This window comes from Lentzea xinjiangensis (assembly GCF_900110955.1).
In the GTDB taxonomy this organism is placed as follows: Bacteria; Actinomycetota; Actinomycetes; order Mycobacteriales; family Pseudonocardiaceae; genus Lentzea; species Lentzea xinjiangensis.
This window is the reverse complement of record NZ_FOFR01000008.1, coordinates 156,397-171,628: the sequence shown is the minus strand read 5'-3', so window position 1 is coordinate 171,628 and position 15,232 is coordinate 156,397. Positions and strand designations below refer to the sequence as shown.

General features: G+C 73.2%; 11 protein-coding genes. 1 reads left to right on the top strand and 10 read right to left on the bottom strand.

Features of this window, described 5'->3' with window-relative positions:
• Positions 1-11: 11 nt before the first annotated feature.
• The 10 genes from BMW88_RS19185 to BMW88_RS19145 all read right to left on the bottom strand — a co-directional run bounded on the left by BMW88_RS19185 (position 12) and on the right by BMW88_RS19145 (position 14,727).
• Positions 12-1,556, bottom strand: coding sequence for a YcaO-like family protein (locus tag BMW88_RS19185; RefSeq protein ID WP_177221190.1), 1,545 nt, complete (start codon positions 1,554-1,556; stop codon positions 12-14).
• A complete protein-coding gene (locus tag BMW88_RS41950; RefSeq protein ID WP_177221189.1) occupies positions 1,553-3,385 on the bottom strand; it encodes a hypothetical protein in 1,833 nt (610 codons plus the stop codon). The genes BMW88_RS19185 and BMW88_RS41950 overlap by 4 nt, the downstream gene beginning before the upstream one ends.
• A 6-nt stretch (positions 3,386-3,391) precedes the next feature.
• Positions 3,392-4,468 (bottom strand): lantibiotic dehydratase C-terminal domain-containing protein, encoded by a 1,077-nt coding sequence (locus tag BMW88_RS19180; RefSeq protein ID WP_089952438.1) that lies wholly within the window; start codon positions 4,466-4,468, stop codon positions 3,392-3,394.
• Positions 4,465-6,882 carry a lantibiotic dehydratase gene (locus tag BMW88_RS19175; protein ID WP_089952436.1) on the bottom strand — a complete coding sequence of 806 codons (2,418 nt, stop codon included), beginning with the start codon at positions 6,880-6,882 and terminating at the stop codon, positions 4,465-4,467. The genes BMW88_RS19180 and BMW88_RS19175 overlap by 4 nt, the downstream gene beginning before the upstream one ends.
• On the bottom strand, positions 6,879-7,058 hold the full coding sequence (locus BMW88_RS19170; RefSeq protein ID WP_089952434.1) for a thiazolylpeptide-type bacteriocin: 180 nt from the start codon (positions 7,056-7,058) through the stop codon (positions 6,879-6,881). Before BMW88_RS19170 ends, BMW88_RS19175 begins: the two co-directional genes overlap by 4 nt.
• Before the next feature lie 106 nt (positions 7,059-7,164).
• A complete protein-coding gene (locus BMW88_RS19165) occupies positions 7,165-9,849 on the bottom strand; it encodes an AfsR/SARP family transcriptional regulator (protein WP_089952432.1) in 2,685 nt (894 codons plus the stop codon).
• 375 nt (positions 9,850-10,224) lie between these two features.
• Positions 10,225-10,809, bottom strand: a complete 585-nt coding sequence (locus BMW88_RS19160) for a hypothetical protein (protein ID WP_245777910.1) — start codon at positions 10,807-10,809, stop codon at positions 10,225-10,227.
• Positions 10,796-12,409, bottom strand: coding sequence for a VWA domain-containing protein (locus BMW88_RS19155; protein WP_177221188.1), 1,614 nt, complete (start codon positions 12,407-12,409; stop codon positions 10,796-10,798). Before BMW88_RS19155 ends, BMW88_RS19160 begins: the two co-directional genes overlap by 14 nt.
• A 109-nt stretch (positions 12,410-12,518) precedes the next feature.
• Positions 12,519-13,652, bottom strand: coding sequence for a toxic anion resistance protein (locus BMW88_RS19150; protein ID WP_089952428.1), 1,134 nt, complete (start codon positions 13,650-13,652; stop codon positions 12,519-12,521).
• A 1-nt stretch (position 13,653) separates the two neighbouring features.
• Positions 13,654-14,727 (bottom strand): hypothetical protein, encoded by a 1,074-nt coding sequence (locus tag BMW88_RS19145; protein WP_089952426.1) that lies wholly within the window; start codon positions 14,725-14,727, stop codon positions 13,654-13,656.
• 171 nt (positions 14,728-14,898) lie between these two features.
• Between BMW88_RS19145 and BMW88_RS19140 the strand changes: the two genes are divergently transcribed.
• On the top strand, positions 14,899-15,210 hold the full coding sequence (locus BMW88_RS19140) for a YciI family protein (RefSeq protein WP_089952424.1): 312 nt from the start codon (positions 14,899-14,901) through the stop codon (positions 15,208-15,210).
• Positions 15,211-15,232: the final 22 nt, after the last annotated feature.

Sequence of the window (15,232 nt, the reverse complement as noted above, 5' to 3'; positions counted from 1 at the left end):
CTCCAACGAGGTCAGGGGAACGGGTGGGGGTGCGGGTTCAGCACCTCCGCGAGCCTCGGGAGGCCACGCGTCCGCCGGTGCAGGTGCCCGAACGTCATCGGCAGCGCTCCCGGCACGATGACCTTGGCGGAGTGCAGCCCCAGCCTGCTCGCGGTCACCGGGTCGGTCTGGTCGACCGCGATCACCTCCAGCCGGCCGGCGTAGCGGTCCAGCAGCTCTTCGAGGTCGGTGTGGTCGCGCCGGTCCGGGAGGTCGGTCTGCTCGCCGCTGACGAGGAACGCGTACCTGTCCACGGCCTCCGGCAACGTGTTGACCGCGACGTGGTCGTCCATGGTGCGGACCAGTGCGGGGTCGCGGAGGAGCTGCCGCAGGCGTCGTCCGTCGTGATCGCCCGGATTCGCGCGGACCCGGTCCACGTAGGACTCGACGTCGACGGCGACCTCCGCCGCGGCCGAGCGCATCGCCGCGAGCGGGTCCGGGCTGGCACCGGCGGCGAAGAACGCCCTGGGCAGGGTGGCCCGCTCGGTCCTGGCCAGGGTGAGGACGGCCGGGATGCCCAGGTCGTTGGTGGCGTCGAGGAACACCAGCTCGTACCCGAGCTCTTCGAGCCGGTCGGTGAGGTGGTGCAGCAGAGGGTCGTCCGGCCGTTTGATGGACTTGAGCGGTGTCCTGCCGTACCAGGCCATCAGGAAGGCGTCGCGTTCGGCGACCTCGAACAGGCCGTGCAGCACCGCTTCGGGCAGGCTGTTGCCCAGCCCGCAGCCGTTGGACGTCTCGTGGACGAACCGTTGCCCCGGCGGGGTTTCGGCGGCGTAGTAGGCGACCTGTTCCGGGACCAGGAGCGATCTGCCGGCGGTGTACGACCAGGCCGGGACCCAGCGCATCGTCAGGTCCGGGGTGTAGCGCTGGTCGAAGTCGCACAGCCCGAGGCGTGCCGGGTCGAGCGCCTCGCCCCCGAGCTCGGCGTACGACGCTTCCGTGGCGCCGGCCAGTCGCGGGCGCATGCCGTTGTGCCGCTCGACCGCTTCGAAGACGGCCACCCGCTCGGCCTCCGCGAACGTGCTCGTGCGGCCGTAGCCGGCTGTGTGGCCGTCCAGCTCCGCGGTGACGGTGGCCAGGGGCAGGTGACTGGTGCGGAACAACGCGGTGACCCTGCCGTGCCGGAAGTCGACCACCGCGTCCCTGAGGCCGTCCACAGTGGTCAGGTGGTTGGCCGACCTCAGCTGGCCCTGCTCCACCGCGGTCCGCGGTGGTGGTGCGGGAGGTGGTGTGCAGCAGTGCGTGCCGGGGTTGACCCGGTGCGTCTGCACCACCGCGAGGTCCGTGCGGATCGCGATCACGGTGTCGTGGTGGTCCTGTTCGTGCAGGACTTCCACCAGGGCCTGGAAAGCCGGCGGGACGAGGCCTCCGAGGTCGATGTCCTGAGACGGTGCTCCGCTCACCGCGAGCCTGGCCTGTTCCGCGCACTTCGGGCAGACCCCGCTGGTGGGGCCGATGAGCGTCAGGCTGCCGTCCGCTCTCAGCCGCGGGGGTGCGCCGGAGGAGTAGGTGATCATGCGTGCACCGCGTAGGCGACGAGTCCGGCCGCCGTGAGTTCGGGGTCGAGGGGCACGGGGGCGATGCGCACCAGCGGTTCGAGGGCTTGCTGGAGCTTCTCCTCGTTGTCCTGGACGGCGTCCGGCCACAACCATTCGGGCCCCGCCCACGCGGGGACGGTGGCCTTCCGGCGCGGTGCGGCGCCGTTGAGGTGCGCCGTGCCCTCGCGGCCCGCCTGGGCGTGGCCGGTGGCGGCCAGGGCGGCGAACGCCACCGCGTCCTCGGCCGTGGCCTCGACCGCCCACGCCAGGAGCTTCCGGCGTTGCCGGATCTCCGCCTTGTAGGCGTTCGGCGCGAGCTTGCGGACCTCCACGACCGCGGGTCGCCCGAAGCGCTCGGTCAGCGCCTTCCACCACCGGTGCGAGGTGCGCCCGGCGGTCCACTCGTGCGCCGGGGCCGGCTCGCCGTCGAGGGCGCTGGCGGCCAGCCGCAACGCGGCGCCACGGGCGTGCCGCTCGGTGATGCCCAGGACGCCGCCGGCCTTGAGCGAACCGAGGGCGGCGTCGAGGCGCGCGGAGTCGGCGCTGGTGCCGATTCCCAGCGCGGCGGCCGAGGTGGCGAGGTTGGCCGGAACCTGGGGGAGGTCGCCGAGGAGCGGGGTGTCGACCATGCCCAGTTCGGGATCGGTCAGGGCGTCGAGGCGGTGCCACGGGTCCGGCGGGGGCGGGCCGGTGAGCACCGGGTGGTAGGTGGCGCGGAGGGGAGCGGCACGGGCGACGAGGGCCAGCGGGTAGCCGGTGGCCGGCTCTCCCGGGACGGTGGCCGGGTCGGGCAGGGCGGCGACGGCGCAGACGAGGCGGTGCACCGCGGCTGATCCGACGAGGGCGGCCAGGACCTCGCCCGGCTCGCCCGTCAGGCCCAGGCGGGCGGTAATTCCATTGATGACTTCAGTGTTGAATGAAGTAAGAGACTCGGAGGTGGGCAGGACATAACCCACTTCGGCGCCACAAGCGGCCAGGACGGTGAGGCCGCCTGCGGACACCGCGAGTTCTGGGCTGCTGGTGTGGCGGGCCGCCGGTTCGCTGTTGCTGCGCTGTTCGGGTGCGGGGGCGGTATCTGGTTCGGGTGCAGCCGCCCGTGGCGCCGAGAGTGTCGTGCTGCCGGTGTTGTGGGCCGCTGCCTTGCGGTCGTAGGGACTTCCGACCGGCGCGGGCGCATCCGCCTGTGGCACCGCGGGTTCTGTGCTGCCGGTGTGGCGGGCCGCCGGCTCGCTGTTGCCTGGCTGTCCGGGCACACGCCCGGTACCCGGCTCGTGCGAACTCCCCCGCGGCACCACGGGTTCCGTGCGTCCGGCCGCCGGCTCGCCGTCGCCGCAACACCCGAACGCATCCCCGGCACCCGGCTCGCAGACATCCGACCGCCGCACCGCGAGCCCCACAGCTTCGGCCGACCGCACCGCCGCCTCGGCCGCCAGGCCAGCCCCGGTCACCACGACCACGACGGCTCGCAGCCGCGACCAGGCAGCCGCCGGATCCGCCGCCACCGACTCGAGCCAGGCCGCGACCTCGGGCGAAGGCCCGCCGAGCCCCCAGGACGTGGGCACCTCGACGAGCATGTCGTGCTCCTGCAACTGCCGGAGGATCATCTCCGCGGCGGCCCGGACCGCCGGAGCCGTCCCCGCGGGCACCGCCGGTGACTCCACCCCGGCGACCAGTTGCGGAGCCAGCCGCTCCCACACCTTCCACAACCCGGCGCCGCCGGTCAGGGTGCAGCTCGACGCCCAGCCGCGCAGGTGCAGGCCGTCCGCCGTCGCCGTGGCCCGCACCACCGGGCGGAGGCGCACCACCACCGTCCCTCACCCGACCTTCGGCAGGGCGGCGAACTGCTCGGCCCAGGTGGTGCCGCACACCTGCTGAGCGGCGCGGGCCAGCAGGTGTGCGGCGGCGTAGCGCTCCAGGGGCGTGACGTCGCAGATGGCCAGGAGCTGGTAGAGGACGTTGGTGCCCAGGCGGTAGACGGTCATGTTGCGCCTGGTCTCGGGGTGCGAGAGGTCGGCGTTCCACAGGGCCGTGTGGTAGTCGCCGAACTCCGAGCGGTGGCCGTAGTCGTAGCGGCGGATGGCGCCGGGGTCGCCGATCTCGTGGGCGCGTTCGGCGTGCCGCGGGTTGGCCTCGTCGAGCAGGCCGGCGTCGTAGCGCGGTTCCGCGGCCAGGCGCAGGGCGATGGTCCACGTCTGCCAGGCCGCTTCCAGGGGCGTGGTGGGGTGTCCGGTGGCGACGCGGGACACCAGGGCGCAGGCCTCGGCGGCATGTGCGGTCCACAGGGCGTCCAGCCTGGCGCGGACGGCACCGGACGGGTCGTCGGCGAGCAGGAAGTCCTCCACGTGGGAGAGGAAGGTGTGGTAGCCGTACCGCAGGCCGCCGGGGTAGCGGCTCGCGTGGACGGCCATCGCGGTCAGCGCGAGCGTGGCGCGGGGCACGGCCAGGGAGGACCGCAGCACGGGCACGCCGAGGCGGAGTCCTTCGAAGCGCAGGGAGATCTGTTCCGACGGGAGGAGCTCGCGCAGCCGGTGCAGTGACGTGGGCTCGACGCGTACGGAGTTGTTGGGGTGCAGGGGTGTGAACGGCGGCAGGAGCAGCTCGGCGACCGCGGCGGTGCGGGCGTGCGCGAGCTGGTCGGCCGCCGAAAGCTCCACTGTGGACGGCTTCGCGGCCAGGTAGGACCGGAGCAGGGTTGCCAGCAGCAGCGCGGCGGTGTCGGAGGAGGGGCCGAAGAGCCGCACCCGGAGGTGGGGGCCGTGCAGCCAGTGGCGTTCGACGTGTCCTGCCACGTCGGGGAAGGAGGAGGAGACGGCGGCCAGGGCCGGCAGAACGCCGTCGCGCAGCAGGGGCGCCTTGATCGGGTCGTGGTAGTAGCAGACGACGTCGGTCATCCGGCCCTCCGGTAGGTCTCCGCGATCACCTCGAGCACCTGGCCGGACGGCACCGGCAGCGCCTCGGTGAGCAGCAGGCGGCCGGGGTAGCGGGGGAGCAGGCGTGGCAGGCAGCGCAGGTGCAGGGCGTTGGTGAGGTCGACGTACTGCGGTTTCGGGCCGTTGACGCGGGCCTCGAAGTCCTCGCGGGAGGTGATAGTGCCGCCCATGCCGGCGAACAGCTGGGCGGGCATGCCGTACCTGGCGCGCAGGGAGGTCACGCCGGCCACGTCGGCGAACGCCTCGCCCAGGGACTCCGAGGGGAAGTCCCAGGAGCGGCGGGCCAGCACGACGTCGCGGTAGCGCAGGCGGCCGGCGACGCGCACGCCGGAGGACTCGGCGACGGGCTGCAACGGGGACAGGTCCGCGGCGCCGCACGCGAGGTCGGCGTGCAGGGCGGCGGCGCGGTCGGGCAGCGACACGGGCATGAGGTAGCCGAGGTAGAGGACGTCGACGACCTGGCCGGTGTCGCGGCGGCGGAGCCGGATCTCGTCCTGTTCCTGGTCGTGGAACACCTCGAGCGCGTCCGGCGTGTAGTCGGCCCAGCGGGGGTCCTCGCCGATCTCCGCGCGGCCGAGGAACGGGTGCAGGTTCGGGGTGAAGCCCTGCACCGGGCGGTACTCGGCGAAACCGCGCGGGAAGACACCGTCCAAAGTGGCCCGTACGGTCGCGTAGGCCTCGGGTGGCAGCAGGTCGAGGAACCGGCCGGGGAAGCGCCCGAAGCCGTCGTAGACGTGGTTCACCACCAGCCCGGAGGGGGAGGGCTGCGCGAAGAACGAGTACGACACCGGGCGGGTCTTCATCCACGCGGGCAGCAGGTCGGCGGCGGCGGTGACGGCCTCGTCGGTGATCACGCCGTCGTGCACGAGGTCGGCCACCTGGGCTCGGCTCGCGCCGAGACCGCCGGTCGGGGCGCCGGACATGGCCTCGTGCAGCAGCGGGGCGCAGGCGGCGAGCCGGGCGGACCCGCCGCGACCGAACTCCGCGACGAACAGGTCGCGGGAGTGCCGGCGGATCGCCAGGTGCCGGTCGAAGAGCATCAGCAGCGGCGTCAGGGAGGCGAGCGACCGGACGCCGTCGTAGCCGTGCGCGCGGCCGAGGCGGACGGGCTGCGGCAGCACGACGTCCTCGCTCAACGGCGCCACGCCGCCGAGGTCGGCGCCCACGGCCGCACCCAGCTCCTCCCAGGCGCTGAACAGCGCGGCCAGCGCGGCGGGTCGCGCGGAGGCGTCCAGCGAGCCGAAGGCGGCGGTGTCGCGGTGCAGGGCGGTCAGCCGGTCGGCGATGGCACCGCGTCCGGTGTCGCGCAGCCACGAGGCCAGCGCGAGGCAGGCGAACGGGTCCTGCGGGTCCACCGGCAGTACCGGGACCAGCAGCTTGATGTCGAGCAGCAGGGCGACGTAGCTCTGGGCGCGGCTGGACTCGCCGTCCGGCAGCCGGGTCGCGAGCGCGCTGGTCAGCTCGGCGGGGCTGATGCCCTTGGGGTTCGCGGCGGTGAGGCCCACGAGAAACCGCAACGGCGGGCTCGCCGCCAGCTCGACGTTCTCCTCGACGCCGACGGAGGCGCGCAGCGGGCCGGTCGCGGGGACGTCGCGGCGGAACAGCATCCGCGAGGAGTCCTCGTGCACGTCGGGCGCGAGGCGGTGCGGGTGGTCGAAGAGCAGGGTGCGGTCGGCGACCAGCGCGGCGACCAGCCGGGTCAGCAGCACCTGGTTCACCCGCGTCACGGCGACCGGCGTGCCCCAGTCCGGCGCGGGCGCGTCGGGGGACCAGGTGGCCCAGCCGACCGACGTGTACCAGGACAGCGGGCTGGTCTTCGAGGTCGCGCGCAGGGCGTAGCGCAGCACGGCCGGCTCCGCCTTGCGGGCCCGCCGGTCGTCGGCACCGGCGCGGGCCAGCCCCCGCCACAGGTCGCGTCCGCTGAGGACGGCCGCGCGGCGCAACGGTTCCTCCGCGCACAGGGAGGCGAGCACCGCGCGTTCGGCCGCCAGTGCGGCGGGCAGGCACCGTGCGGCCTCGGCCAGCAGCTCCGCGCGTTCGTCCACGAGTGCGAGCCAGGCGGCCAGCTCCGGGATCCGCGAGGCCAGCCCGCCAGCGGCGGAGCGCAGGGCGAGGCGCGGCGTTCGTCCGTTGTGGACGTCGCGGCGCAACGGCAGCACGACCCGGCGGTGGAACTCGCCGGAGTGCGCGCCGGCGCTGTCGTGCAGCAGGACACCCAGCGGACCGGCCAGCGCGAGCAGCTCGCTCTCCTTGTCCGCCAACGCCTCCACCACCCGCCGGAACGGCGCCGCGGCCGCAGCGCCGTCCGGGTGCGGCAGGGCGGCCAAACGCACGAGGGCGTACGGCGCGGCTTCTCCCTGCGCGCGATCGGTCATGCGGGCAGGGTCGGGAGCTGGGGCTGGTGGCAGCTGCTGCACGACGAGCTGCCGCACGAGCAGGACGAGGGCGCGCCGGACGCACCCGACTCGGGCAGCGCGACCGAGTCCCGCATCGTGGTGACCGCGAGGTCGCCGAGCTCCAGGTCGTCGAGGTCGAACGAAAGGTCCTTCATGCCGTGTCCTTCGCATTAAGTTGTGGCGAACAGGCCTGGGGGAGGCCGTTCGGACACGGTCGCAAGGCGCGGTACGGCACGGATCGCGGCTTGCTTGATCGTCGCCTCAGAGGCGTGCGCGGACCTCGTCGGCCTTCGGCTCGCCCAGTTCCTCGAACAGCGCCACCGACTCGATCCAGCACTTCTCGGCGCCGCGGCGGTCGCCGAGCCCGTCCAGCGCGAGCCCGAGGTTGTCGAGCGACTCCGCCTGCCCGTACCGGTCGCCGATCGCCCGGAACGTCTCCAGCGCGCGGTCGACGTGGGACACGGCCGCGGGGAAGTCGAGCAGTCCCCGGTACACCTCGCCGATGTTGTTGAGCAGGATGGCCTCGCTGTACGGGTCCTCGATCTCCCGCCGGATCTCGAGCGCCCGCAGGTACCGCGCCAGCGCCAGGTCGAACCGGCCGGCGTCGGCGTGCAGCAGGCCGATGTTGTTGAGCGTCACCGCCTCGGTGTGCGGGTGGCCCAGTTCACGCGCGATCTCGGCGGACTGCTCGTAGCAGGACAGCGCGTCGTCGGTCCTGCCCAGGTCCATGTAGACGATGCCGAGGTTGTTCAGCACCGGTTCCTGCCGCGCCCGGTCACCGACCGCGCGGAAGATGGCCAGCGCCTGCCGGTTGCACTCGATCGCCTCGTCGTGCCGGCGGACCTCGCGCAGCGCGATGCCGAGCGTGATCAGCATCCGGCCCTCGGCGGCGCGGTCGCCGACCGAGCGCGCGGCGGCCAGCGCGACGCCGTGCGCGTCGATCCAGTCGGCCCGGTGCTTGCGCAGGTTGAAGAAGTCCCACAGGCACTGGGCGAGGTTCCAGCTCTGCTCCGGCAGGCCGTGCTCGGCGGCGTCGCGGACCGCGGCCACCAGGTTCGCGCGTTCCGCGTCGCACCACAGCAGGGCGGAGTCGCGGTCGGTGAACGCGCGCGGGTGCACGGCCGGGTCCGCGGGGGCGATCTCCAGCGCGCGCTGCGGGTTGAGCTGCCGGGCGCTGTTCCACGACGTGTGCACGTACCAGTCCAGCACGCGCCGCCGCGCGGTGGCCCGCGCCGGTGGGGGCTCGGCGGCCGTCACCTGCTCGACGGCGTAGGCGCGCAGCAGGTCGTGCAGGCTGTAACGGCCAGGGGTGTGTTGCTGGAGCAGGTGTTCGTCGAGCAGCATCTCCAGCAGGTCGCCCGCCTCGTACGGGGTCAGTCCGGCGAGTGCGGCCGCCGAGTCCGCCGTGACGTCCTCTCCCGGGTGGATTCCGAGGAGGCGAAACAGGCGCCTCTGGTTGTCCGGCAACGCCTGGTACGAGAGGTCGAACACGCCCCGCGCACCGAGACCGCCCCCTCTTTCCAGCTGTGCCACGAGATCGCGCACAGTCCATTGCGGACGACGAGCGAGCCGCTTGGCGGCCAGTGCCACCGCGATCGGCAGGTACCCGCACAGCTCGGCGACCCGTTCCGCCGCCGCGCGGTCGGCGTCGACGCGGTCCGCGCCCGCGATCCTGGAGAGCAGCGCGAGGGCCTCGCCGGGCGTGAAGACGTCGAGGAAGACCGATTTGGCCCCGTCGAGCCGGAGCAGCGCGCGGCGACTGGTGACCAGCACCATGCACGTGGAGCCGCCGGGCAGCAACGGCCGGACCTGGTCCTCGCCCGCGACGTTGTCGAGCAGCACCAGCGCGCGCCTGCCAGCCAGCCGGTCGCGGTAGAGCGCCGCCCGTTCTTCGAGCGACTCGGGGATCTGCGCGCCCGGCACGCCGAGCAGCCGCAGGAAGCTCTCCAGCACTGCGGCCGGGTCCGCGGGCAGCTCGTCCGGGTCGAACCCGTGCAGGTCCGCCCACAGCTGCACGTCCGGGTACCGCCGCACCAGCCGGTGCGCCGCCCGCACGGCCAGCTTCGTCTTGCCGACGCCGGCCATGCCCTCGATCGCGGAGATCACGACGGTGGTCTGCGGTCCCGGCTCGCACAGCCGCCGCAGCTCGGCCTCGCGCCCGGTGAACTCGGCGATGTCCATCGGTAGCTGGCGGTGCGCGTTCAACGCCGCGGGTGAGGGCACCCGGCTTTCGAGGATCACCTGATGAAGCTGCCGCAGCCGGGCGCCCGGCTCGACCCCGACCTGCTCGACCACGAGCCTGCGGGCCGTCGAGTAGACCTCCAGCGCCTCGCCGCGACGACCGGAGCGGTCCAGGGCGAGCATCAGCAGCGCCCACAGCTCCTCCCGCAACGGGTGCAGCGCCGACTCCCGCCGCAGCCGGCCGATCACGTCGTCGAACCGGCCGAGCTCCAGCGCCGCCTTCGCGTACCGCTCGACGGCGGTCAGCCTGCGCTCCTGGATCCGGGTCAGCTCCGCGCGCAGCAACGGCCCCGCGTTGAGCTCCGCGCTCGGCACGCCGTGCCAGTGGCCCAGCGCCTCGGCGAACAGGTCGGCGGCCGCCTCGGTGTCGTGCTCCGCCAGCGCGTCCTCCCCGGCGCGCACGAGCCGGTCGAACGCGTCCAGGTCCAGCTCGCCGGGTTCGACGGTGAGCTGGTAGCCGTGGCCCGGTCTGGTCACCAGGCGCTCGCCGAGGACCTTGCGCAGCCCGGCCACGTACGTGCGCAGGTTCGACTCGGGGGAAACCGGCGGTGAGTCCCAGACCGCCTCCGCCAGCTGCGCGACGCTGACCGCCTCGTTCGCGTGCAGGAGCAGCATCGTGAGCACCGCGCGCTGCCGAGGGCCGCCCAGCTCCAGCGGTGTGCCCTCCCGCCGGACCGCCAGCGAGCCGAGCAACAGGAACTCCACGGGTGTGTCTCTCCTCGATGTTCCGGACCGGTCGGGACAGCCATCCTCGCGCACCGCCTGACCGCCTGTGCGCGGCCTGGGCAGAATCTGTGCACCTCCCCTGACACCTTTGTACCCAGATCCGGTACCTGCGCCGCCGGGCCCGGCTCCCGGACCAAGGGGTCGGCGCAGTTGCCGGGTCCGGTTCCCCCAAGAACCCGGCCGGCGTGTGCAAGTCACCACGCACGTCGGCCACCTAATTCGCAAGACCGGTGGCCCGGACTGGTCCCCCAGGCTGAACCGGGCCACCACCCTTGCGCCGCCGAACGGGCGTGCACGCGGCCCCGACCAGCCCAACGGTTCGCGGAACCCGCGCTCACGGGAGCGCGGGCGGCGTCAGCCCCGGTCCTCCAGGTAGCGGGTGTGGTCGGCCTGGCGCTGCGCGTCCGCCGCGTGGAACCGTTCCGCGACCCGCACCGCGTCGGCGTGCAGCAGGTCGAGCTGTCGCACCAGTTCCGGGCCGGAGCCGCGCGCGGCGGCGTACCACCACGGCAGGTTCAGGTAGGTCTGCACCGACAGCGGCAGGTCCGTGCCCACCAGCCTGGTGACGGCGTGCAGGGCGTCGGGGTCGGCGCGCAGCTCGCGGGGGCGGTCCAGCATGCCGCGCAGCACCTCGGCGATCTCACCCAGTTTCGGCGCGACCTCGCCGGGCACGCGGCCGCCGAAGCCGCGCACCCGGTCCACGAGCGAGTCCAGCTCCGACCGCAGCCGGCCTGCCTCCTCCTCGGGATCGGTCACCAGGGTGATCCGCTCGGGCGGGGCGGCCAGGGCGCCCACGCCGTACAGGCCGATGACCACCAGGATCCAGTAGGAGCCCGCGAGCCCGGCGAAGTGCAGGGCGAGGCCGATCAGCCCGCCGGCGCAGCCGGCGAGGTTCTTCCAGGACGCGAGGTAGCGCGGCACCGGGTCACTGGTAGCCACGGATCTCCTTGAAGGCGGCCGAGAGCGAGCGGCTGCGGGCGTCGAAAACCTTGCCGCCGCTCATCTTCGCGACCTGGTCCATCTCGGTCGTCGCGCTCTCGCCGAACAGCACCGGGAAGATCGGGATGCCCTTGAGGTCCTGCGGCAGGGTGGTGTGGAAGCGCTGGAAGTCGGCGAAGCCCTCGCTGCCGGTGTTCTCGCCGTCGGTCATCAGCACGATCGACGTGAACCGGTCCGGGTCGGCGTTGATCTGCTCGCGCAGCACGTCGTACCCGCCGCGCAGGCTGCTGTAGATGGCCGTGCCGCCGGCCGCGTCCAGCGAGGTGGCCGTGGTGCGGATCCGGTCGAGGACCGGGCGCGGGTCGTCCTGCGGCACCTCGTACTTGAGCGCGGGGCGGGCGGAGCTGCTGAACGGCAGCAGCGTCACCTGCTCGCGGCCGTGGAACCGGCTGAACTTCCCGGCGAGCGACTCGTCCGCCCCCGTCAGCCCGACCAGGGCCTGGCGCAGGCCCTCGATGCGGTCGCCCTGCATCGAACCGGACGTGTCGAGCACGTAGAGCGTGCGGGACGGGCGGCGGAGCCGGTCGAAGTACGTCGTGATCAGACCGTCCACAGCGGACTGACTGCCGGGGAAGGGCAGTTCCACGAGGTCCCGCACGGTGAACTTCGCGTCCGGCTGCACCTGCGGCAGGGCCGGGCGGCGGTGCGTGGTGTCCATGATCTTGCGTTGGACGTCGGCGTTCCTCAGGTGGTCCGAGAGCTTGCGGTGCGCCTCGCGGGCCTCCTCGCCGGCGGAGGTGAGCAGGGTGAGCGGGTAGTCGGCGGTCACCACGCCGTCGCTCGGGTAGATCAGCGTCAACGGCGCGGGCAGCGTCGCGTTGAGCGACAGCAGGACCGACTCGTAGTTGATCAGGCCGTCCACCCCGGCGCCGGGGTCGGTGCCTCCGGCGCGGCGCGCGTAGGCCTCGGACAGCCAGCCGGACGAACCGGCGGACAGCGTCTGGGCGGAGAAGAACTGCTCGAGCTGCGGCGCGACCGCGTTGACGCGCGCCGCGTCGAGCGCGGAACCCGAGCCCGACAACGCCGCCGCCACACCGACCAGCGCGGAGAACCCGGAGTTGGAGGCGGACGGGTCGGTCATGCCGTAGGTGAACTTCCGCGCGCCGGCGGCTTCGGCGATCTCGGCCCAGCCGACGCGCCTGCCCGCCCAGCCCAGCTCGCGCACCTTCGCGTCGGGCAGGCCCAGCACGACGGGGGAGGACATCACCTTCGCCGGGGTGCCGAGCCGCTTCTGGGCCTCCGGCACCAGTTCGAGGTAGCGGTTGGAGGAGAACCAGACGGCGTCGAAGCCCTGTTCGGCGGCGCCGCTCGCGACCTTCTCGGCGCCCTCGACGGTGCCGGTGAAGCTGAGCTTCACGCTGACGCCGGTGGCCTTGGCGGCCTCGTCGAGGACGGGTTGCAGGTCGGCGAGCTCACTGCCGGCGAGGACGCGCAGAACGCCCGGCTCGGGGTCGCCGACCGGTCTGGCCGGGTCGGCTTCGTCGGAACATCCCGCGAGCAGCGCCGCGGCGGCGACTACCGGGACGAGGCGGCGGATCATGCTGGCTCCTGGGAGTCGCCCTGCTGGCTCTCGGTCTGGTGGCTCGTGCGGTGCGTGGTGGCGGCCGGTGGACGCTGTTCGCGGCCACGTCCGGACCGGAGGTCCCCGGTCACGTCTGCTCCCGCACCCGGTTCAGGTGGTCGTGGGCGCGCCGGATCTCGGTGTCCAGCGCGGACACGGTGCTGGACAGGGAGTCGGCGGCGCGCGCCTTGAACGTGTCGATCGCGTCGATCGCCGCGTAGATCCGGTCGAACGAGGTCCGCACCGCCTCGACGCCGACGGCGGGTGTCGCCGCGATGCGCTGCACGTCCTGGCCCTGCGTGGACAACAGCGCCGCGTTCGAGCGCAGGATCGAGTCGGTGAGCCCGCGCACGGCGTCCACCTGGTCGATCACCTCGCGCTGGCCCGCGAGCGCCGCTGCGACGGCCACGCCGATCCGCAGTGCCGCGACGGTCGTGGTGACCGCCCGTTCCACGCCCTTGACCAGCTCGTCGTTGTTGCGGCGCACCACGTCCAGCGCCAGGTACCCCTGCGCGCACACGGCGAGCTGGGTCAGCAGGTCCTGGTGGCGTTGGCGCAGCCCGAAGAGCACGTCCGCGCGCAACGCCCGGGCACGGGCCGGATCGGACAGGTCGAGGATCGACACCTGCCGCTGGACCGCCTCGTCCATCTCGGCGGCGAGCGCGGCGTGGCGCGACAGCTCGGTCATCAGCTCCCACAACCGCTGCCGTTCGCCCTTGATGGCGGCGTTGTCGCGCTTGAGCGCGTCCTGGCCGGACCGCAGCCTCAACACGATCCGGTTGACCGGCTCGTCCGCCGCGCGCAACCGCGCCAGCACCCCGCGCGCCGCGTTGCCGCCGGGGAGGAAGCCGAGGACCTTGCGGCCGGTCGCCTTGGTCAGGTCCTGCGGGTCCAGCTCCCGCACCGACCGCCGCAGCTCGGCGAGGCTCGTCGACATCTGCGCGCCGTGCGGTGACGAGGCGGACGCGAGCGCGCGGTCGAGCAACCGGCCCGCGATCTGCGCCGCCACCCGCATCTCCGCCTCGCCGAGGACCAGTGCCTCGTCGGCGAGGCGGCTGAAGTCCGGTGACCGCGGGTCGGCGGCCGCGAGCGCGTCGACGAACGCGGCCGCCCTGGCCGCCAGCTCGGTCCTGGTGTCGTCGGCGACGGGGATCAGCCCCGCGGCGCGGTCGGCCGGCACGGGCTCGACCGGGTCCGGTGGTGTCAGCACGAAGTCGGTCACGTCAGTACTGCTTCGCGATCGCCTCGAGCATCCGCTCCAGGGTCTCGTGGGCGGGCGGTTCGACGACGTCCACGACCGTCTGCGGCACGGTCAGGTTCTTCTCCTCCACGACGTCGGCGAAGTGCCGGGGGTCGGCGGTGCGGAACCCGAACGTCGCGGCGAGCCTGCCGAGCTCGGCGTCACCGCTGAGCAGCCGCCCGACCTCGTCCCCCGCCTCGCGCAACGGCACCAGCGTGTGCTTGGAGAGCACCGTCGGCGCCGGGTAGAGCAGCTTCATGTCCGGCCGGATGGTCGAGTCGCCCCGCACCACGCGGTCGGCGAACTGCGCCTCGTAGGCGAGCACCAGCGGCGTCTTGCCCATTCCCGCGGACAGGTAGTCCTCGAACGGTCCCTCGGTGCTGCTCTGCGTGTACCCCTGGTCCAGGAACAGCTTCGACACCGCGGGCAGGACCTTGGCCTCGCCGTCCGGCGAGGAGACCACCCCGCCGTTCGCGACGAACGACGTGATCGCGAGGTACATCGCCGCGGAGTTCGAGTCACGCGGGTCGGTGGTGGTGACGAGCAGGTTCTTGCGCGCGGGGTAGGAGGTGTTGCCCGGTAGCTGGTCCCACCGCGTGCCCTTGGCCGCGAGGTCCAGGTACGCCCGCACGTCGAAGGTCGGGTAACCCGGTCCCGGCTTGACCACGCCGGCCTTGGTCAGCAGGTCGACGATCGGGTCGAACGTGGCCACGACCATCGGCGACGAGAACGGCGCGTAGGTCCGCGCCGCCTTGCGGTCGCGCTGGATCTTCTCGGCCGCGGGCGCGCTCGACGGGAACGCGAAGTCGTACGGGCCCAGGTCGGTCGCCGTCGCGATCTGGCGCGAGCCGGCCGGGTCCACCCGGACCTCCAGCCCGTGCTTCGCGAACACGTCCTTGACCCGCTGGTCGGCGAAGAAGGCGAGCTTCTCCGAACCGGTCACGCCGCGCACCGTCCGCAGCCGGGCCGGTTCGTCCTCGTCCTGACCCAGGACGACGGCCGTCACGACGCCCACCAGGAGCACTGCCGCGAGACCGATGCCGAGCGTTCTCTTCACTGTCCACCTCTGCTGGAAACACCTGTCAGGGAACAGATCTTTCGGCACTTCGACGCCGTTTCAGGGCGGGTCGTCGCAATCGTGAGGTGAACACTCGATGAACGCGCCGATGAGTTCCCGGCCGCGCCCAGGTCGGTGCTGCCGAAGGGTTCCGGACGAGGAGGTTCGGCGATGAGGTTCGTGACCATCGGGTACGGCGGCCGCGACGGGTACGACCGGGCGGACCCGGCCGTGCTCGACGCGGCGCACGCCCGCGACCGGCGGCTGCGGGAAGCCGGAGCCGAGGTGGGCGCGCCCGTGCGGGTGCGCAACCACGGCAACGCCGGGACGACGGTGGAGGACGGCGCCTTCCTCCGCGCCGACCTCCCGGTCGCGGGCTCCGCGGTCGTCGGGGCCGCGTCGCTGGAGGACGCCGTCGAACTCGTCCGGAACACCCCGTGCGCGGTCGCTCACGGAGTGGTGGAGGTGTGGCCGTTGGGCTGAACGACGGCCAGGAACACGCACG